Source organism: Pseudanabaena sp. CCNP1317, from assembly GCF_034931345.1.
Classification (GTDB): Bacteria; Cyanobacteriota; Cyanobacteriia; order Pseudanabaenales; family Pseudanabaenaceae; genus Pseudanabaena; species Pseudanabaena galeata.
Genome location: NZ_JAYGIF010000003.1, coordinates 76,869 through 95,211 on the forward strand (window position 1 = coordinate 76,869; position 18,343 = coordinate 95,211).

Sequence of the window (18,343 nt, forward strand, 5' to 3'; positions counted from 1 at the left end):
GTGAAAGCGAAGAGGGCAGAGCATTTGCGGATTAAGGTTTTTGTGGAGAGTTTGAAAATTGTGGCGCAAATGCTCTGCCCCTACAGTTGTTTTGTGATTGTTTTATGGTTGTTTTTCTATTTCTAAATTATTTATTCCAAAGAGGAGAACGCGATGATTATTGATGACCATTATTATGATGTGATTATTGTGGGAACTGGAGCAGGGGGCGGAACCCTTGCCTATAAACTAGCTTCCACAGGAAAGAAAATTCTGATTCTCGATCGCGGTGATTTTATGCCTCTCGAAGAACAGAATCGAAGCAATATCGATATCTTTCAGCGCGATCGCTATCATGCGCCTGAACAATGGTATGACCACACAGGCGAGCCATTTTCACCACAGACTAACTATGCGATCGGTGGGAATACCAAAATCTATGGGGCGGCTCTATTGCGGCGGCGCGAGAAGGACTTTGAAGCAGTCACTCATCAAGCGGGAATTTCGCCAGAATGGTGCGTAAAGTATGACGAATTTGAGCCTTATTACACCGAAGCAGAAAATCTATATAAGGTACATGGTGATGCACAAACTGATAGTACCGAACCAACTCACAGCGCTGAATACCCCTATGCTGCGGTTAGTCATGAGCCTGAGATGCAGAAGATCTATGAGGCGATCGCTAATCAAGGTTTGCATCCATCGACAATTCCCCTCGGCTTGACCCGTCAAGAGGATGACCCCACTAGCGATTCTGAAGAAAGCTGCCTTGTCCCTGCCTTGAAATCGGCAAATGTCACCTTGAAAACCCAAGCCAAAGTAATCGCTTTACATACCAATCCATCGGGGCGATCGGTGAAGGGAGTAGAAGCGGAAGTGGGCGGACAGTCCTATCTCTTTTTAGGCGATATCGTCGTGCTTGCCTGTGGTGCAATCAATTCGGCGGCATTGCTGTTGCGATCGGCAAATGATTCCCATCCCAAAGGACTTGCCAATAGCTCCGATCAAGTGGGACGGAATTTGATGAAAAGCCTGCTGTCATCAGTCGTCCAACTCAGCACTAAGCCCAATAACGGCTCCTTCCAAAAGTCTATTTATGTCAATGATTTCTATTGGGGTGATGCGGATTTCCCCTATCCAATGGGACATATCCAGAACTCTGGTGGACTACTCACCGACATCATTTTTGCCGAATCTCCCCCTGTATTTTCCATTGTGGCGAGGCTTATGCCCAACTTCGGACTGAAGCAGTTAGCCACCCATTCCATCGGCTGGTGGGCGCAAACGGAAGATTTACCAGACTCGAATAATCGCGTGCGTTGGGAAAATAACAAAATCCATATCGATTACAATCCCAACAATATGGAAGCCCACGATCGCCTAATTTATCGCTGGACTGATGTTTTAAAAAATATCGAAAAGTCTCTAGATGGCTTTCGCACTGGTTTTATGCATCCCCGTTCTGAGTCACCGTTGCAAGTGGTCGCCAATCAATGCGGAACCTGTCGTTTTGGCGATGATCCTTTAACTTCCGTTTTAGATCGCGATTGCCGCGCCCACGATCTTGATAATCTCTACGTTGTCGATGGCAGTTTCTTTCCTTCTAATGCGGCAGTGAGTCCTGCTTTGACGATTATTGCTAATGCTCTAAGAGTAGGCGATCGGTTAGCTGAGAGGTTGAAATAGTTAGTTTTTTTGCTTTTGTTAAATAGGGTGTTTAGCCAGAAAAGTATAGACAGACTAGCTAAGCATCCTGATGATTTAGAATCAAGCTTTAAGCTGCTCTATTTACGTTATCTTTACAGTGAAATGCCTTGTTAAACCTAGATTATGCAAACATTATCTTCAACCAAAGTGCCAACAGTTAATCAATACATCACTGCTTTTCGGGCAATAAATAACCTGACAGATACTCATCTCAAAATACTCCAAACCCATTACCATGCATACGAGAAAACAATAACAGCAAAACAACTTGCTCAAGCTATGGGGTACAAGCATTATGGAGCAGCAAACATGATTTATGGGCGTTTAGCTGGTTTAGTTGGTGAACTATTGGATTACAATTCGGGACCTGATAAATTAGGAACATTGGTTACATTTGAAAAGCGAAATAAAGAGTGGCATTGGATATTAAGACCTGAAGTTTCTGAGGCTCTAGAAATATTAGGATGGATCGCAAACAGCACCAAAGAGTTATCTAATCAATCTATTTATTCAACTATTTTCAATGAATTAGTTTATGTGAAAGATGATCGTAGTCCTCCCGATAACAGAAGAATGGCACAGTTTAAAATCGGGTGGGAAAATGCAACTTCACAGCGCCGAGAATATACTGATGAGAAGTTAGCTAAAGTTCTCACATGGAACAATTTGGGCTATCGCTTTGGCTTGAAGTTAGGGAATGTATCAGAATCAGAAATTAATGAGGCTTATGAATTTCTCTCTCAAGAATATTGGTCTTCATTAAATGTAATGATTTTTCCTGAAGAAGTGAATGCAGAGGAAACATTTCGAGAAGGTGCAGTGCGTCAAGTTTCAGTTAATGCTTATGAACGAGATCTGAAAGCTCGTCAAAAATGTATTAACTACTATGGTTCAGATTGCTCGGCTTGTGGTTTTAATTTTGGTAAATCGTTTGGACAATTAGGTGAAGGCTTTATTCATGTTCATCATTTACGTCCTATTTCAGAGATTGCAGAAGAATACAATGTCGATCCCATTAAAGACTTACGTCCTGTTTGCCCAAATTGTCATGCAATGATTCATCGCCGTTCTCCACCTTTTAGTATTGAAGAAATCAAAGTGTTGTTAGAAGCTACCAAATAACAGCATTTTACTGGCAATCTGGGCGATCGCGTTTTTGTGGGGGGATGATTGGGCGATCGGGCTTTTTTGTGGGAATTGGGCGATCGTGTTTTTGGTGGGTGGTTGGGCGATCGCGTTTTTGTGGGTGGTTAGGCGATCGTTTTTTTAAGGTGAGTGGTGGGGCTTATCGCGTTTATAAAATACAACTCAACCCCTCACCCTTTCTGTCGCCTTCGCATAAGCAGGATCATGAATATCGAAACTAATCACCCTTACTCTTTTCGGCGCAGGCTTTTCAAAAATCCGATAGACCAGCCTATATTCTGCATCATCAAAGGGAATTTTCAAAGCATAATAACCACGCAAATCACCCTTTAACTTATGGCAACTCAAAATCCCACCTGTATCAGGGCATGACTGCAAAATCGGCTTGAACAAACCCTCAAAATCAGTCCTCAAAACCATCGGCAAAATTGGCAAATCTTCTGCTATCACAAGCGGATGCATCTGCAAAAAATACTTAGCGCGTATAGCCACGCAACTTAATCTCCCTATTCACCTGTTCCAAATCAAACTCCTCATCTAGAGTTCCCATCGTCACCCACTCCTCATCCTTAATAGGTGTAGCAATGCGATCAATTGCCTTAGACTCAGCAGAACGTAAAGCCAATCGATTTTCCCGTTGCAACTTCTCCGCGATCGCCTCCCGCAACCAACTCATCCGCCCCTGTGAGGGTAAACTACTAAAAACATCAGACGTTAAAGAAACTGTGACGCGCTTAGTTATGCCTTTTGTCTTCACCTAAGTACCTCTTCAAATCGATCCTTGTAAGTATTCTATCCTAGCTTAATAACTATAGGCGATCTCGTTTTTGGCGGGTGATTGGGCGATCTCGTTTTTTGTGGATGATTGGGCGATCGCGTTTTTGTGGGTGGTTGGGCGATCGTATTTTGGTTGGTGGGCGATCGCCTTACCCTACTCCAGCAATAACCTGACCTATATCTTGAGGCGTAGCACCAGTTGCCAACATCGCCCTAATCAATAACTCAATAGAAACAGAAGCATCACCATTCTCCGCCTTAGCAATCCGAGGCTGACTAGAACTCATTTTAGAAGCAAGCTCACTTTGAGTCATTATCTTTTGCCGACGCTCCTTTAGATTTTGACTAAGCGCCAGTTTAATCTCAACTAAAACAGACTCTTCAGCAGTTAAAGCCAAAAAATCTGAAACCGATCCAACCTTCCAACCCTTAGCTTCTAAACGCTCTCTTTTAGCTTGATCCATCATATTCTCCTAATCAGTATCATATTTACTAAGTCTCTTTTTACAAATATCAATCACATTTTTAGGTGTCGTTCTCGTGGATTTATTAAAAACCTCCACAATCAAAATTGCATCATCATCAATTCGATAAATGATTCTCCAGTTTTTCTCTGCATCGCGAATTCGTAACTCATGACAGCGCTCTCCTATACTTGGCATCGGACGAGAATGGGGCAATCCAATAGATACACCTTGCTGCAATTGCCTGAGCAGAACACCAGTTTCCACTCGTATTTCTTGACTGAAAGGTGGAGTTTTAACCTGACCATGCAGCCAAACTAAAGGTTTACTTTGATTTCCCATATCGTTCTATATCATATCTGATATATTAGCATGGATTAATTCTGTTGTAGCGATCGCGTTGTACTTTTTGGTGGTGATTTGGCGATCATTTTTGTTGGTGGTGGGTTGGGCGATCGCGTTTTTTGAGGGATTGGGCGATCGCTTGACATAGTATTAATATTGATACTAATATTCACTATAAACCTAACCTTATGGCACAAGTAGAAAAAATAGTTGCTCAGCTAAAAAGGAATTCTCAAAATGTTAACTTCACTGATTTAGTAAAAGTTTGCAATCATTACTTTGGAGAGCCTCGACAGCAAGGGACGAGTCATTGTGTCTACAAAACCCCTTGGCAAGGCGACCCTCGCGATAACATTCAAGAAAAGAATGGCAAAGCAAAAGTTTATCAAGTTAAACAAGTATTAGCAGCGATCGAAAAAATTGAGGAAATGAAAGATGATTAACCATGAACACTACAGCTATAAAATTACTTGGTCAGTTGAAGATCAAGAATTCGCAGGATTATGTGCAGAGTTTCCTAGTTTGTCTTATCTTGATGAGGATCGTTCGATGGCTCTCGAAGGTATTACAAATCTGGTCAAAGATGTAGTAACAGATATGGAAGCAAATGGAGAAAAGATTCCAGAACCAATAGCCGAAAAGGTCTATAGCGGTAAACTTCAAGTTCGCATTCCTCCATCTCTTCATCGCAGATTAGCAATGGAAGCCGCAGAAGAAAACGTTAGCTTAAATCGTTATATGAGTCAAAAACTCGCAGGCTGATATTTGTTACTTTTTTTGTGAGAGGTTGGGCGATCGTGTTTTGTGAGGGATTGGGCGATCGCGTTTTGGTGGGGGTGAATGGGCGATCGCGTTTTGTGTAGGTGATTGGGCGATCGTATTTTCTGGTGAGTGATGGGGCGATCGCGTTTTTAGTGGATGGTTGGGCGATCGTGTTTTTTGGTGGGTGGTTGGGCGATCGTTTTTTGTGAATGATTGGGCGATCGCATTGTACTTTTTTCTCAAAAATCAGCGATATAATATGTTTGAAGATAAATTTGTACATTTTGTGATGGCGTATGAGTCTTACTATCAAATACGAGCAAGCACTTAATCAGTTCTCAGAAATTTGCGATCGCGTGATTGCAGAAAATAACTTTGTCATTTTGGAACGTGGCGATCGCGAAAATGTTGCAGTGATCTCAGCTAAAGAGCTATCAAGTTTGCTCGAGACTTTGCATTTACTCAAATCCCCTAAAAATGCAATCCGTTTATTTGAAGCTTTAGAAGAAGCGGATTCGAGAACAGTTTTGCCGAAAACTTTGAATCAACTCAGTCAGGAGGTGGGACTTGCCAGTACCAAAGAAACTGCGTGATGCTGTCTTTGTGTCACAATTCAGGCAAGACCTAGTGTATTGGGTGAATACGGATCGTAAAATTGCTATTCGAGCGATGGAACTAGTTGAATCTATTCTTGATGATCCATTTAAGGGAATTGGCAAGCCTGAACCTCTCAAATATATTGGTGAAAACACATGGTCAAGAAGATTAACTCAAGAACATCGAATGGTCTATCGCGTTAAAGATGATCGCATTGAGTTTCTTCAAGCTCGTTATCACTATTAGGCGATCGCGTTTTTAGTGAGTGAGTGGGAGATCGCGTTTTTGTGGATGATTGGGCGATCGCGTTTTTGGTGATTGGTTGGGCGATCGCGTTTTTTGTGAGTGGTTGGGAGATCGCGTTTTGGTGGGGGTGAATGGGCGATCGCGTTTTGTGTGTGTGGATTGGGCGATCACGTTTTTGTGGGGGATGATTGGGCGATCGCGTTTTTTGTGAGGCGATCTATCTGACTCTAATAAATTTCCCTGCGATGCCCAACCCTAGCAATGAAGATTAACTAATTTTCTACATCAAATTCATAAATGACTCGATAATCTCCTACCCTCAATTTATAAAATCCAGACCACTGACCAGTCAATGGCAGAGGTGAAATCTTCTCAAAATTAGCGCTCAACCATTGAATTTTCTTCAGGATTCGTACACGCACAACCTGAGAAATTTCATCTAGATCATCTATAGACTCTGGTTCAAAACTTACTGAATAAGCCATTTATTAATCTATTCCATATCTTTTGTATACTTCTGATGCTGGAATAGTAGATCTTCCCTCCATCCGTTTTTTTTGTATGTTTAGCAAACTCTGCATGAATGATTCTTTGATTTCTTTCCCCTGATCAGGATCGCTAAAGTACTCATCCAAACGTTCATCCACAGTATTACGGATTAAAGTTTGTAGTTGCTCTACAGTCAAGTCTTTTACTTGCATAGTTTCTACCAACGATCAAATATATTGATGATTATAACAATTTTTAGATAGCGTTTTTTTTGTGAGGTGATTGGGCGATCGCGTTTTTGGTGAGTGGTTGGGCGATCGCGTTTTGGGTGGGTGATTGGGCGATCATATTTTTGGTGAGAAGATGATTGGGCGATCGCTATACATTAGTTCTGTTTAAATACTTGCTCAATATCCCTTGAACCATGAAGCAACCGAATTACATCAATACCACCCTCAATCTGCTGATAAAACACAACATAATTACCGATAGGAAAGCTCCGTAAATCTGGCAATAACTCTGGTCTTTTCCGTCCCAAACCTGAATTCTGAGCCAAAGTCAACAACTTACTTTCTATTCGATCTAAAAAATCATCCGCTCTATCTGGACTATCATCGGCAATATAATCCCAAATATCCAGCAAATCCAACTCAGCAAGCGGACGCTTCAGAATGATTGCCATTATTGCACCTGCTTCTGTTGCTTGCGCTGACGTGCCGTTGCCTTCACTGCCTGTATATCAAGAGGCGTAGCATCACCACTATCTAAACCCGCCTGAATATCTTGACGTAACTCCTGCAAACGCAACTGCTGAAGTTGATCCCGTTCTTGCAATAATCTCAAACCCTCACGCACAACCTCACTAGCAGAATAGTACAAGCCAGTACTAACCTTTCCCTGTATAAAGCTCTCTAGCTCAGGCGTTAGAGACACATTCATAAGTTTAGTCCTCTAAATAATCTTGATATCAATATTCTCGCTGTAATAACAGTAAATAGCAATAACTGTTATCAAATTTATTGAGCGATCGCATTTTTGGGATGGGGATTGGGCGATCGTGTTTTTGTGAGTGGTGGGGCGATCGCGTTTTTTAGGGAGGGATTGGGCGACCGCGTTTTTGTGGGGGGATGATTGGGCGATCGCGTTTTGTGTGTGGATTTGGCGATCGTGTTATCCTGTCACACATTTTTTGTTTTTGCAGTAAAATAAGCCTATTACTTCTACATAGACTTACAGTTATGACAGTAGAATTTGCACCAATTTTTGAGCTAGGACTTTCAGAAAAGCTACAGCTTCTTGAGGACTTATGGGATAACATTGCAACTCAACCAGCAAATATTCCTGTACTAGACTGGCAAAAAGAAGAACTAGCTAAAAGAAAACTATCTCACTCCCAAAATCCTAATTTAGCAAGTTCTTGGGATTCAGTAAAAGCAAGAATCCGTAGTCATCAAAGAAATGGCTAAGAGTCTACAAATGTGTAATTAGCAGAAAAAAGTGGTACGATAAATTGTACAAGTTTAAGTGTATTAATGAAAATTCTTAATGCGAGTGAAGCGAGAGCCAACTTGTTCAGCTTAGTCGAACAGGTTAACAAAGATCATTTACCAAGAATTATTACGAGTCGGCAAGGTGATGCGGTATTGCTGTCTAAATCTGATTGGGAGAGCATACAGGAAACTCTCTATCTTCAATCTATTCCTAATTTAGTTGAGTCAATTAAATCCGCCGAACAATTGGATGAGTGGGTTTCTGAAGATGAATTTTTAGGAGCATTGAATGGAATGGAAGATTGAATTTAGTCGAAATGTGATTAAGGATGCTAAAAAGTTGAAGTCTGCCAATTTGGACTCAAACCTCAAATCTCTACTAGAAATCCTCAAGCAGAATCCCTATGAACCTCCCTATGAGAAACTTTCAGGCAACTTGAAAGGATATTTCTCAAGACGCATCAATATCAAACATCGATTGGTTTATGCCATCAATGAAGAAACTAAAACCATTAGAGTTGTTTCTGTGTGGTCACATTATGAATAGCAGTGATCGCTTTTTGAGCGAATCCTAAATTTCACATGGCAATCCTACAGCAATAAGACTCCAAATAAGACAAAGAGCCAAGTTTTTGTGTGAATATTGTCATTCTTCAAGCGATCGCTGGTAGATCGAACTACCAAAACTGTTGAAACACTCACCACAAGATGGGGACGTTTTGTTGATGTGTTAGTTGAGCCTGCGGTATTACGCTTATCCCCCAAAAAAGTATTGACGTAAAAGAAGTTTCGAGCCAGAACTAAGCATCAAGGATTTGCGGTGGAAATTGTTATACGAGCTATCGATATAGCTGTCGACATTCTTGTTAGGACATAAAACCCAAATAGTGTGAGGCGGCGCTTCGCGCCGCCTCACACTATTTGGGTTTTGAGTTTGTCCTGATACAGGTGGCTATAGCTATAACACTGAGTTAGTCCTAGTGGAATGTAAGTCGCGTTTATCATCGGTAAACAACAGCAAACCTACTCAAATTATTATGTCATAGCTTATTCGCTTGCATTAGCGTGGTATGGCGATCGACTAAGTATTACTACGGGCTATAATCAACCCCAAGTCTATAAATTTTTGTAAATATGTCGTCCCCAACCCCTGACGTACCAGCGAGCGAGTCTCGCGAAGCCCGTACCCGCCAAATGCTCGGAATGAAAGGTGCGGACATTAAAGAAGCTTCGATCTGGAAGATCCGCTTGCAATTGATGAAACCGATTACATGGATACCCCTAATGTGGGGCGTACTCTGCGGCGCAGCCTCCTCTGGTGAGTTTGCATGGTCAGTTGAAAATGTATTTCGATCGCTACTTTGTATGCTCATGTCAGGGCCCCTACTGACAGGCTATACCCAGACAATCAATGACTATTACGATCGCGAAATCGACGCAATTAACGAACCCTATCGTCCGATTCCATCGGGAGCAATTCCCCTCAATCAAGTCATTGCTCAGATTTGGGTTTTGCTGCTTGGTGGTATTGGTGTCGCCGCAATTCTGGATATCACGGCTGGTCATACGGACTTTATCATGACCAAATTAGCGCTGGGTGGCTCATTGGTTGCCTACATCTACTCAGCACCACCTTTGAAGCTCAAGCAAAATGGATGGCTGGGCAACTATGCTCTTGGGGCAAGTTATATTGCTCTACCTTGGTGGGCAGGTCATGCGCTTTATGGCACTCTCAACTGGACAGTGGTAGTCGTGACACTGTTCTATAGTCTTGCGGGCTTAGGAATCGCTGTTGTCAATGACTTTAAGAGTGTGGAAGGCGATCGCGAATTGGGATTAAAATCTTTGCCAGTGATGTTTGGGGTGCAGAAAGCTGCCTTAATCTCAGCAACGGCGATCGATGTCTTCCAAATTGGCATTGCTGTTTATTTAGTTACCGTTGGCGAACAATTACTAGCAAGTTTGATTGTGCTGTTAGTGATTCCGCAAATTACATTCCAAGATATGTACTTCCTGCGTGATCCCCTCAAGAATGATGTGAAATATCAGGCTAGCGCTCAACCATTTCTGGTAATTGGGATGTTAGTCGCAGGGATTGCGATGGGACATGCTGGTATCTAAAGCATAAAGGGACGCTAAGCGTCCCTTTATGCTTTGAAGAAAATAGCCCCTACAGGGTGATTTAGTGATGCTGAATGTTGCATATCATCTGTATGCAAAGAGAACCGACACATCAGAGAAAACTTGCCAATATTCATGATTAACCATAAAGTCCGAAAACAGCAATTGTCAAATAACCAATTAGATAAATCATTGAGCAAGAGCTTAGTCGCTGTGATCGGTACTTTGCTAGTTTCTTGCTCGGCGAATGCTCCTCAAGGTGGTGGATTTGGCGCTGTTCCTGTACCGATCGCCCCTGTAGAATCAGGCATAGTTACAGATAGCTCTGATTATGTGGCAAATTTGCAATCACGCCAATCGGTAACGTTGCAGCCGCGAGTCGATGGCTATGTGCAGGAAATTTTTGTTAAGGCAGGCGATCGCGTGGAAGCTGGTGCGCCAATTTTACGGATTGATCCCGCTAGGCAGCAAGCCGTTGTCCAGCGATCGGTAGCTGCCGTGGCAACATCTCAAGCAGATTTTGAAAGTGCCAGAGCAACACTAGCTCAACTACGCGCCCGTAAAGAATCAATTTTATCCAGTGTCGATTTTAATCAAAAGGAATTTGAGCGCTTTTCTAAATTGACCCAAGAAGGGGCGACAGCCAAACAAAAACTTGATGAAGTTGCAAATAGTCTGAGAAATGCAAGGGCGGAGCTAGGTCAAATCGATGCTCAGATTAATGCTCAACAAGCGAGTATTAATAGTGCTGCTACTAGAATCGAAGAAACTCGTGCTGGTGCTATACAAGAAGAAGTGCAACTAGATTTTTATACCGTGACTGCTCCCTTTGCGGGGATTGTTGGCGATATTCCCATCAAGGTTGGTGATAATGTGAACAGCGCCACACAGCTAACAACGGTTACCCAAAATCAAGTTTTAGAAGTACAGATTTCGGTTCCCCTTGAAAATGCACCACGTTTGAAGATGGGGCAATCTGTGGAGCTTTTGGATGCTCAGGATAAGCCTATAGTCAAAGGGAATGTGGCTTTTATTTCACCAAGTATTAATCCACAAACCCAATCAGTTTTGGTAAAGGCTAATTTTAATAATGGAACTAATCAACTAAAAGCTAATCAGTTTGTGAGGGCGCGATTGATTTGGGCTTCGCGTTCTGGTGTGTTAGTACCAACCTCCGCTATTTCACGTCTTGGCGGTCAAGACTTTATCTTTGTAGCAGAAAACAATTCCGCTAATGGTAAAACGCAATTGGTCGCTAACCAAAAACCGATCAAACTAGGGAAAATCACTGGCAATAAGCAAGAGGTATTAGAAGGCTTAAAGCCTAACGACAAGATTGTGGTGTCAGGTATTCTGCAATTACAAAATGGAGCGCCGATCGCACCATTACCTGATGCTCCTAAGCAATAAAAAAAGCCTCGCTTTGCGAGGCTTTTTGATTTACAAAAGGCTTATTAAACTTATTAACTCACCTTACGCAGATAGAATTCTTGCGATAGCGGAGGTTTGGGGCTGGCACGGGGGCGCAGCCCCTACAGAACATGAATTATTCAGGTAGGGGCAATCCCCCCGTGGTTGCCCTGCTTGTCTAGCGGCAATAGATTCATCGTCTGCATTTTGCGTAACATCAGTTATTAAAACTTAGAGTTGGCATTGAGATTTTTAGACGGTTCTAAAGCCATCATCTGTTGCTGGACAGAAGGAGAATACAAACGGAGATAGTTCCAATAGTTACCTAAAACCTTGGATACATAATCTCTAGTTTCGTCATAGGGAATACTATTTACGAACTCATCGGGATCACCTACGCCCCTTGCTTCCACCCATCTACCCACTGCTCCTGGACCTGCATTGTAGCTTGCCACCGCCAGCATCGAGTTATTGCCATAGCGACCATGGGTATAGTCTAGATACCAAGTTCCAAAACTGATGTTATCTTCTGGTCGATCAAGGTTGTAGCTATTCACGCCCTTTTTGCTAGCAATCCATGAACCTGTATCTGGCATGATTTGCATCAAGCCGATCGCTCCAGAACGAGACCGAATTTGTGCCTCAAAGCGAGATTCTTGGCGCATTAAGCCGATGACTAGGGCTGGGGAAAGTTTACGTTCATTAGCCCAGTTAGAAATTAAATCCCAATAATGGAATGGATAGAGAGAATGGATATAAGCAGGATGCTGCTTCAGTTGCACTATTTCTGCTTTTTGAGCATCGGAAACATCAATCCAATTCAGACTTTCGAGAGTTCTGATACCCATCAGATTATCTTGATTGGCAACTCGTAATACGCCATCCGTAAAGATTTCCTTGGGTTCCAGATTACGCTTACCCCGCAATTCCGTTAACCATTGCGATCGCGCATCCCGATCTAGACCGAGAATATATAGCTCTTGCAATTTGGCTGATCCCGCAGGCAAAGGCTGTCTGGCACTGGGTAAAGCGATCGCGGGTGCAACATACCTTGCTGTGGTAAAAGTACCAACATTCCAACCAAGCGAACTTGCCGATCGCCACGCATAGTAAGAATCAGGATGTTGACGGATGGTAAACTCAAATAACGTCTTAGCTTTAGCTTTATCACCAATTTTATTTGCCCATTTACCAGCCCAAAAACTTGCCTCCGCAGTGAAGTCACTGTTAGGACTATTGGCAATCAATGCGTCAACTGTGGCGATCGCATTCTTGATTTGTCCACTTCTTGCTTGCCCCTTGGCAATGCGCCAACGCAATTCTCCCGCATCATTGCTACTGCCATAGCGATTTAACAATAGATTGCGAACATCACTGGCTGCTTTAGGACTTCCAAGTTTATCTTGCAAAATTGCAGCCTTAATCCCTAGGGCTTCCCCTGCGGTATCAGGATAATTGGCGACAATGCGATCCGTAGCGGCGATCGCTGCTTGGGGCGAGGCAATCTGGGTAATCCGAATTAAAGCACGAGGTGCTTGGGGACTTTTGGGAAACTGCTGAACAACGCGATTATAAGCAACGATCGCCGCATCAATTTGTTTACCCCGATGGAGACTACGCGCATAATTGTAAGCAGTACTGGGATTGACTGTGGCGCGACTGTAAGCATTGGCAGCTTTGCCAAATTCAAAATTATTGTAATAGCCCTCAGCAATCGCCCACCATTGATCGGCGGTGAGTGATGGTGAACTCGCCACCAGACGATTTAAGATTGGCACAATCTCTTTAGAATCACTAAAATAAGTCGCCAGATGCGCCATCAGATCAACTCGATTTGGTGTTTGGGCGAGTAGGCGCAATGCGACCTGTTGCGATCGGGGATGGGCAGGAAATTTTTGTAAAAGCTGTTGATTTTGTCCAAGGGCAAACATCGCTTCGGCGGACACAGGGCTATCAGGGAATTTAGCTAAAATTTGTTGCCAAGTTGCGGTTGCCGATGGGAGATCGCGGAGTTGGGTTTGCGCCTGTGCACGTTTGAGTAGAACGTAATCAGCCAAAATTGGATATTCTGTTTCCAATTTATCAAGGGCGGCGATCGCTTCACGGGGCTTGCGGTTGTTGAGATGAATATCCGCAATCACCATCCGAGCGCGAACACGGTCAATATCGGTATTACCAGAACTTTGCTGTTTCGCCTGCGTTTCTAGTTTGGCAAGTCTCTGATCAATAGGGGTATAGGTTAGTGGATCAAAGGATTTGCTGTCTCGGTTATTGGCTAGGCTCGCATTCAACGTCAGATCAGACTCTGAAGAGGCGGTAATTAGTGGGGCGCTAGCTCCTGCTAATGTAGCACTGAGCATAAGCACGATAGACCAACGCATTAATTTTCTCATCCCGATACGTTCTTGATGCTGAGCATCCTAACATTTTTCACAGGTTGACTTATAGCACTTTTAGCATGAAAAGAAACGACGCTTTGCGTCGCTTCTTTTTTATTTTATGTTTTTATGCTTTGGTTTTCTCAAGCACAAAGTTACTAAGCGATCGCTGCACCGACACAATCGTTATCTGGGCGACGCTTCTACTCTAATTATTACTGACTAGCCATACTTTAATATTTGTTTCTAAATTCCCAATATCTTCAGGGCATAGTTTCCGAACGCGATCATAACGATTAGCCGCTTCCTCTGCGAGAATTCCTCTACCTTGACATCTTGCTGTTAATAGCGATCTTTGTTCGGCAAATTGCACAAAATATCCTTTTTTAGATTTCCTCTCAGCACGAATATCTGACCAATTCCAATCTCTGGGAAGATCACTACATCCTGCTAAAACCCATACTTCTAACTCTTGCCAAGCATTTTCACCTATAAATTTTTTCGGGCTTTGATAGTTCTCAGCTAAAAATTCTTGCGCTCTTTTTTCAAGTCCATCAAGTTTTGCCCGTCTATCTTCATTGCCATCTCGATCAACACACACCAAAAACAAGTCGGTCATACCGCCATATCTTAGCAAAATTTCTTGAATCTTTTCCCATCGCAGGGCTTCAGCATGACCTCGGAGGCGTGGATTTTTGCAGACGGTAATTTTTGCTTTTGGCTTACCGATCGCTGTCATCATCGCTCTGACAATCGGTAGTACCATACTCTCATCATTGACAAAATCTTCCAGAATAATCAGAACATTCATGCGTCCTGCACCTCTTCATCTTCGAGAAAGTACATGGCATCTTCTAGCCATCCCGAATCTAGTAAACTCGATAAGCCTTCATTAGCGACAAGTTCTCTAGCGTTGGGAATGTCCATAATTTTGGTTATGCGTGACTCGGTGCGATCGCCAATTCGATACATTAAAGAAGCATATTCGAGGCTTTCAGGGCTTAAGAAATTCAACAAAAGCGGTGAGTGAGTTGTAATCACAATTTGCATCGAGCCGTTCGAGACTTCTTGCTGCATAAGCTGTAACAGCAAGCTTAACCGATTGGGATGAATGCCGTTTTCAGGTTCTTCAAAAAAGTAAAAGCGCGATCGCTGATTCCCCAAAAGCGCCGCCAATAGTCCCAAAAATCGTAAAGTTCCATCGGATGCGCTATAAGCAGTTGTTTTTTGTCCGCTTGCCTCTTCAATTCTTAGTAGAACTTTGCCAGTAAAGTCTTCTGGAAAGTCAAAATCTTTTGCATCCATTGGAGTTAAAGATTGCAACCAATCCAATAAAATCGCCTTATGGGTTTCGTCACGACAAATATCCAACATGACCGATGACAAATTTTCACCGCGATCGCCTAAAGTATTTTGTCCCGCAAAAGTTGGGAACCTCATCAAATCTGGACTAAGCTCCAAAAACCTCATGTCACTTATGGCATTTAAGGCAAGTTCACAAAACTTTTTCGTGGTTGGTATATTAAAATCCTCATCATTAGATATACTTTGCGGCTTAACTCCTGTCGCAAGCTGAAAAAGTGCAGGAATATAATTCGACACTAAGTCAGATCTAGCTATATTAATTTTATTCAAATCATCAACATGACGGCTTTCCCAATTGTCATAAAAACGAATAGAGGTCGAGTTGGCTAATAATATACTCATAGAATTTGCATCAAAAAGTGGATGCTTTTTTTGTGTGCAAGTAAGCTTTTCCAAAGAGATATATGGGAACGGAGCAGCATTGTCTAATTTTATTTTTATGTAATAGCCCAAGTCATATTCTGTATCGCCATCATGGATGGAAAAAGCAATAGCGATCGCAAAAGAATCAGCCCCACAATAAGTTATTTCCTTTGTTCCACCACGAATACCCCGCCATTGCAGCACCCCACCTTCACCATATTTCTCACCAATGATTTCAGCAATGCTGTAACCTCGCGAAATACCATGCAAAAAACGAAAAGCATCACGAATATTGCTTTTGCCTGAAGCATTTGTCCCAACTAAAACTGTCAAATCTCCAAGCGAAAGCTCGGCATTTTTAAAACTTTTAAAATTTTCTAAACGCAAACTCTTTAGCATTGAAATACTCAATAAGTAAGTTGGTGGAATTAAAAGTAGGATGGGTTAGCGATAGCGTAACCCATCATTGCCAACTAATTGATGCGTTACGTTGCACTAACGCATCCTACATTTAATTAAGCCTTCGTTTTCTCCAACACAAAATTACTAAGCGATCGCTGGATTGATACAACAGGTATTTGTGAAATTGCCTCTGTTGCAAAGGCATAGGTGAGCAAATTCGCCGCACTTTCAGCATCGATCGCCCGACTTTGTAAGTAGAAGATCTCGTCCGCATCCAATTGGCTAACCGTTGCACCGTGAGCACATTTGACATTATCCGCAAAAATCTCTAACTGCGGTTTAGTATCTACTCGAGCCTTGCCCGATAGCAACAGATTACGACTTAGCTGTGCGGAATCTGTTTGTTGAGCCAGCTTCGCAACTTGAATTTTGCCATTAAAAACCGCATGGGAACGTCCATCGGCAATGCATTTATGCAGTTGCTTGCTCGATCCGTGCGGATAGTTATGAGAGATTACAGAATGAGTATCGGCAAGCTGTTCTCCATCAAGAAAAGCTAGCCCCGTCAGCGAAGTTTCTGTCTGTGCTGCCATCTGTTGCACAATCAAGTTCTGACGCGAAATTTTTGCGCCAAAGCTAATCGATTGATTTTTATAGACGCTATTCTTAGCTTGAGCGATCGCGGTGGTATTGATATGAATCGCTTCATTACCTTGTCTTTGGACCTTCGTGTGATTGACCTGAGCGCCTTCCGCTAGCCAAACTTCCGTCACCGCATTAGTGAAATAGGCTTGATGATTCTCACCCACAAAGGTTTGCACAAAGGTCAATTCGCTATGGGATTCCGCGATTACCAAACAACGAGGTTGGGTAATTAAAGTTGATGCGCCTACTGGGGGAGCAGAGATAAAAATCAACTGTACAGGATTCTCAACCACCAAATTTTTAGGGGCGAGAATAATGGCGACATCTTCCATGCAAGCTGTATTGAGACTCGCAAAATAATCATTAGCATCGGGATGCTGCGCGAGGTGCGATCGCAACTTCGGCAAAATGCGATCGCCAAGAGTGGCTAATGTGCCAATAACCAAGCCTTCAGTTACATTGCTAGCATCGGATAAATCCTTACGATACTTTCCATTTACAAATACCAGACAATTTCCTAAGGATTCTGGTGCAATGTTATTGGCAATTAAGGCTTCAAGATTAGCACTACGGGAAGCGATCGCTTGTTGATTGGCAAAAGTCAAACTCCCCAAAGCGGAAACATCAGTATATTTCCATTCTTCATCTTTAGTGGTGGGGAAAGCAAGGGCTTCTAGGCGATCGCTAGCCAATTGACGCAGTTTGCCCACAAAATCACTAGTTTCCTTGTCGGTACTAGCAATATCGGAACTTAGCGCCACAACTTGAGCTACAAATTGTTCGCTATTTACAGCCAATTTACTGCGCGTACTTAACGCACCCTTAAATTCTACTTGATCTTCCAATTGTTCAGAAACTTGAATAGCCATTATGCCAACACCGCCTCTTCTTCTTTGAGCCAGTCATAGCCCTTCTCTTCTAGCTCTAACGCTAAGTCTTTATCACCAGTCAAGATGATCTTGCCATTTTCCATAACATGGATGAAGTCAGGAATAATGTAATTGAGCAAGCGCTGATAGTGGGTAATTACTAGTGAAGAGTTATGAGGTGTGGAAAGCTTATTCACACCACCCGCCACAATCCGCAAAGCGTCAATATCTAGCCCTGAATCAGTCTCATCCAGAATCGCTAAAGTAGGGTCAAGAATTGCCATTTGCAAGATTTCATTGCGCTTCTTTTCGCCACCCGAAAATCCTTCGTTGACACTACGGCTCAAAAAGCTAGGATTCATTTCTACAATTTCCAACTTTTCTTGAATAAAGTCATCAAAATCAATAATATCTAACTCTTCTAAGCCCTTGTGCTTTCGCAAATTGTTATAGGACAAACGCAAGAAATCAGAGTTAGTTACCCCTGGAATTTCCAGTGGATATTGAAAAGCCAAAAATATTCCTTCTCTAGATCTAATTTCAGGTTCTAAATCTAAGAGATTTTTACCCTTATACCAAATTTCACCACCTGTGACGGTATAGGCAGGATGTCCCGCTAATACCTTGGAGAAGGTACTTTTACCAGAGCCGTTGGGCCCCATAATTGCATGGACTTCACCAGCCTTTATTTCGAGATTTAGTCCCTTAAGAATTTGGACTCCATCCACTTCCGCAGTCAAATCTTTGACCGATAAAATTACTTCACTATTTTCAACAATCATCTATGT

Annotated in this window: 27 protein-coding genes and 1 pseudogene; 13 read left to right on the top strand and 15 right to left on the bottom strand. The window is 42.6% G+C overall.

Annotation, left to right across the window (positions count from 1 at the left end; genetic code table 11):
- Positions 1–153 precede the first annotated feature (153 nt).
- Positions 154–1,665, top strand: coding sequence for a GMC oxidoreductase (locus tag VB775_RS01980; protein WP_281005717.1), 1,512 nt, complete (start codon positions 154–156; stop codon positions 1,663–1,665).
- A gap of 144 nt (positions 1,666–1,809) precedes the next feature.
- Positions 1,810–2,808 carry an HNH endonuclease gene (locus tag VB775_RS01985; RefSeq protein ID WP_281005718.1) on the top strand — a complete coding sequence of 333 codons (999 nt, stop codon included), beginning with the start codon at positions 1,810–1,812 and terminating at the stop codon, positions 2,806–2,808.
- Positions 2,809–2,994: 186 nt separating this feature from the next.
- Here VB775_RS01985 and VB775_RS01990 read toward each other — a convergent pair whose 3' ends face one another.
- The 5 genes from VB775_RS01990 to VB775_RS02010 all read right to left on the bottom strand — a co-directional run bounded on the left by VB775_RS01990 (position 2,995) and on the right by VB775_RS02010 (position 4,591).
- Complete coding sequence (locus tag VB775_RS01990) at positions 2,995–3,324, bottom strand: hypothetical protein (RefSeq protein WP_281005719.1); 330 nt, start codon at positions 3,322–3,324, stop codon at positions 2,995–2,997.
- Entirely contained in the window at positions 3,308–3,589 is a 282-nt protein-coding gene (locus VB775_RS01995; protein WP_281005720.1) for a hypothetical protein, read from the bottom strand. Before VB775_RS01995 ends, VB775_RS01990 begins: the two co-directional genes overlap by 17 nt.
- Positions 3,590–3,758: 169 nt before the next feature.
- Positions 3,759–4,073 (bottom strand): helix-turn-helix domain-containing protein, encoded by a 315-nt coding sequence (locus tag VB775_RS02000; protein ID WP_281005721.1) that lies wholly within the window; start codon positions 4,071–4,073, stop codon positions 3,759–3,761.
- Between the two features lie 9 nt (positions 4,074–4,082).
- Positions 4,083–4,415, bottom strand: a complete 333-nt coding sequence (locus VB775_RS02005) for a type II toxin-antitoxin system RelE/ParE family toxin (protein ID WP_281005722.1) — start codon at positions 4,413–4,415, stop codon at positions 4,083–4,085.
- A 35-nt stretch (positions 4,416–4,450) separates the two neighbouring features.
- Complete coding sequence (locus tag VB775_RS02010) at positions 4,451–4,591, bottom strand: hypothetical protein (protein WP_281005723.1); 141 nt, start codon at positions 4,589–4,591, stop codon at positions 4,451–4,453.
- A gap of 15 nt (positions 4,592–4,606) precedes the next feature.
- Here VB775_RS02010 and VB775_RS02015 point away from each other — a divergent pair, with 15 nt between their 5' ends.
- A complete protein-coding gene (locus VB775_RS02015) occupies positions 4,607–4,861 on the top strand; it encodes a toxin-antitoxin system, toxin component, HicA family protein (protein WP_281005724.1) in 255 nt (84 codons plus the stop codon).
- Positions 4,854–5,180, top strand: coding sequence for a type II toxin-antitoxin system HicB family antitoxin (locus VB775_RS02020; RefSeq protein WP_281005725.1), 327 nt, complete (start codon positions 4,854–4,856; stop codon positions 5,178–5,180). Before VB775_RS02015 ends, VB775_RS02020 begins: the two co-directional genes overlap by 8 nt.
- Here VB775_RS02020 and VB775_RS02025 read toward each other — a convergent pair.
- Positions 5,140–5,463 (bottom strand): hypothetical protein, encoded by a 324-nt coding sequence (locus VB775_RS02025; protein ID WP_281005727.1) that lies wholly within the window; start codon positions 5,461–5,463, stop codon positions 5,140–5,142. The genes VB775_RS02020 and VB775_RS02025 overlap by 41 nt on opposite strands.
- Before the next feature lie 13 nt (positions 5,464–5,476).
- Between VB775_RS02025 and VB775_RS02030 the strand changes: the two genes are divergently transcribed.
- From VB775_RS02030 to VB775_RS02040, 3 genes are read left to right on the top strand one after another with little or no spacing between them, the layout of a single operon-like run.
- A complete protein-coding gene (locus tag VB775_RS02030; protein ID WP_281005728.1) occupies positions 5,477–5,773 on the top strand; it encodes a type II toxin-antitoxin system Phd/YefM family antitoxin in 297 nt (98 codons plus the stop codon).
- The gene (locus VB775_RS02035) at positions 5,748–6,023 is read left to right on the top strand and encodes a Txe/YoeB family addiction module toxin (protein ID WP_281005729.1); all 276 of its coding nucleotides are present in this window, start codon (positions 5,748–5,750) and stop codon (positions 6,021–6,023) included. The genes VB775_RS02030 and VB775_RS02035 overlap by 26 nt, the downstream gene beginning before the upstream one ends.
- A 49-nt stretch (positions 6,024–6,072) precedes the next feature.
- The gene (locus VB775_RS02040) at positions 6,073–6,234 is read left to right on the top strand and encodes a hypothetical protein (RefSeq protein WP_281005730.1); all 162 of its coding nucleotides are present in this window, start codon (positions 6,073–6,075) and stop codon (positions 6,232–6,234) included.
- Between the two features lie 61 nt (positions 6,235–6,295).
- Here VB775_RS02040 and VB775_RS02045 read toward each other — a convergent pair whose 3' ends face one another.
- From VB775_RS02045 to VB775_RS02060, 4 genes are all read right to left on the bottom strand, one after another.
- On the bottom strand, positions 6,296–6,508 hold the full coding sequence (locus VB775_RS02045) for a type II toxin-antitoxin system RelE family toxin (RefSeq protein ID WP_281005731.1): 213 nt from the start codon (positions 6,506–6,508) through the stop codon (positions 6,296–6,298).
- 3 nt (positions 6,509–6,511) lie between these two features.
- Positions 6,512–6,724 carry a hypothetical protein gene (locus tag VB775_RS02050; protein ID WP_281005732.1) on the bottom strand — a complete coding sequence of 71 codons (213 nt, stop codon included), beginning with the start codon at positions 6,722–6,724 and terminating at the stop codon, positions 6,512–6,514.
- A gap of 173 nt (positions 6,725–6,897) precedes the next feature.
- A complete protein-coding gene (locus VB775_RS02055) occupies positions 6,898–7,194 on the bottom strand; it encodes a type II toxin-antitoxin system RelE/ParE family toxin (RefSeq protein ID WP_281005733.1) in 297 nt (98 codons plus the stop codon).
- The gene (locus VB775_RS02060) at positions 7,194–7,451 is read right to left on the bottom strand and encodes a type II toxin-antitoxin system ParD family antitoxin (protein ID WP_281005734.1); all 258 of its coding nucleotides are present in this window, start codon (positions 7,449–7,451) and stop codon (positions 7,194–7,196) included. Before VB775_RS02060 ends, VB775_RS02055 begins: the two co-directional genes overlap by 1 nt.
- A gap of 299 nt (positions 7,452–7,750) precedes the next feature.
- Here VB775_RS02060 and VB775_RS02065 point away from each other — a divergent pair, with 299 nt between their 5' ends.
- The 6 genes and pseudogenes from VB775_RS02065 to VB775_RS02085 all read left to right on the top strand — a co-directional run bounded on the left by VB775_RS02065 (position 7,751) and on the right by VB775_RS02085 (position 11,533).
- The gene (locus VB775_RS02065) at positions 7,751–7,978 is read left to right on the top strand and encodes an addiction module protein (protein WP_281005735.1); all 228 of its coding nucleotides are present in this window, start codon (positions 7,751–7,753) and stop codon (positions 7,976–7,978) included.
- A gap of 66 nt (positions 7,979–8,044) precedes the next feature.
- Entirely contained in the window at positions 8,045–8,308 is a 264-nt protein-coding gene (locus VB775_RS02070; protein ID WP_281005736.1) for a type II toxin-antitoxin system Phd/YefM family antitoxin, read from the top strand.
- Positions 8,292–8,549, top strand: coding sequence for a Txe/YoeB family addiction module toxin (locus VB775_RS02075; protein ID WP_281005737.1), 258 nt, complete (start codon positions 8,292–8,294; stop codon positions 8,547–8,549). Before VB775_RS02070 ends, VB775_RS02075 begins: the two co-directional genes overlap by 17 nt.
- Positions 8,550–8,669: 120 nt before the next feature.
- Positions 8,670–8,849 (top strand): annotated as a pseudogene (locus tag VB775_RS26320) (DUF3782 domain-containing protein); the annotation flags it as partial.
- Positions 8,850–9,136: 287 nt separating this feature from the next.
- Positions 9,137–10,123, top strand: coding sequence for a chlorophyll synthase ChlG (gene chlG / locus VB775_RS02080; protein ID WP_281005738.1), 987 nt, complete (start codon positions 9,137–9,139; stop codon positions 10,121–10,123).
- Positions 10,124–10,258: 135 nt separating this feature from the next.
- Positions 10,259–11,533 carry an efflux RND transporter periplasmic adaptor subunit gene (locus tag VB775_RS02085; RefSeq protein WP_281005739.1) on the top strand — a complete coding sequence of 425 codons (1,275 nt, stop codon included), beginning with the start codon at positions 10,259–10,261 and terminating at the stop codon, positions 11,531–11,533.
- A 224-nt stretch (positions 11,534–11,757) separates the two neighbouring features.
- Here VB775_RS02085 and VB775_RS02090 read toward each other — a convergent pair whose 3' ends face one another.
- The 5 genes from VB775_RS02090 to sufC all read right to left on the bottom strand — a co-directional run bounded on the left by VB775_RS02090 (position 11,758) and on the right by sufC (position 18,337).
- Complete coding sequence (locus VB775_RS02090; protein ID WP_281005740.1) at positions 11,758–13,914, bottom strand: transglycosylase SLT domain-containing protein; 2,157 nt, start codon at positions 13,912–13,914, stop codon at positions 11,758–11,760.
- Positions 13,915–14,119: 205 nt separating this feature from the next.
- Positions 14,120–14,722 carry a hypothetical protein gene (locus VB775_RS02095; protein ID WP_281005741.1) on the bottom strand — a complete coding sequence of 201 codons (603 nt, stop codon included), beginning with the start codon at positions 14,720–14,722 and terminating at the stop codon, positions 14,120–14,122.
- Entirely contained in the window at positions 14,719–16,038 is a 1,320-nt protein-coding gene (locus VB775_RS02100; protein WP_281005742.1) for an AAA family ATPase, read from the bottom strand. The genes VB775_RS02095 and VB775_RS02100 overlap by 4 nt, the downstream gene beginning before the upstream one ends.
- 116 nt (positions 16,039–16,154) lie before the next feature.
- A complete protein-coding gene (sufD, locus tag VB775_RS02105; RefSeq protein WP_281005743.1) occupies positions 16,155–17,555 on the bottom strand; it encodes a Fe-S cluster assembly protein SufD in 1,401 nt (466 codons plus the stop codon).
- Positions 17,555–18,337, bottom strand: a complete 783-nt coding sequence (gene sufC, locus VB775_RS02110; protein WP_190578021.1) for a Fe-S cluster assembly ATPase SufC — start codon at positions 18,335–18,337, stop codon at positions 17,555–17,557. The genes sufD and sufC overlap by 1 nt, the downstream gene beginning before the upstream one ends.
- Between the last annotated feature and the right edge of the window lie 6 nt (positions 18,338–18,343).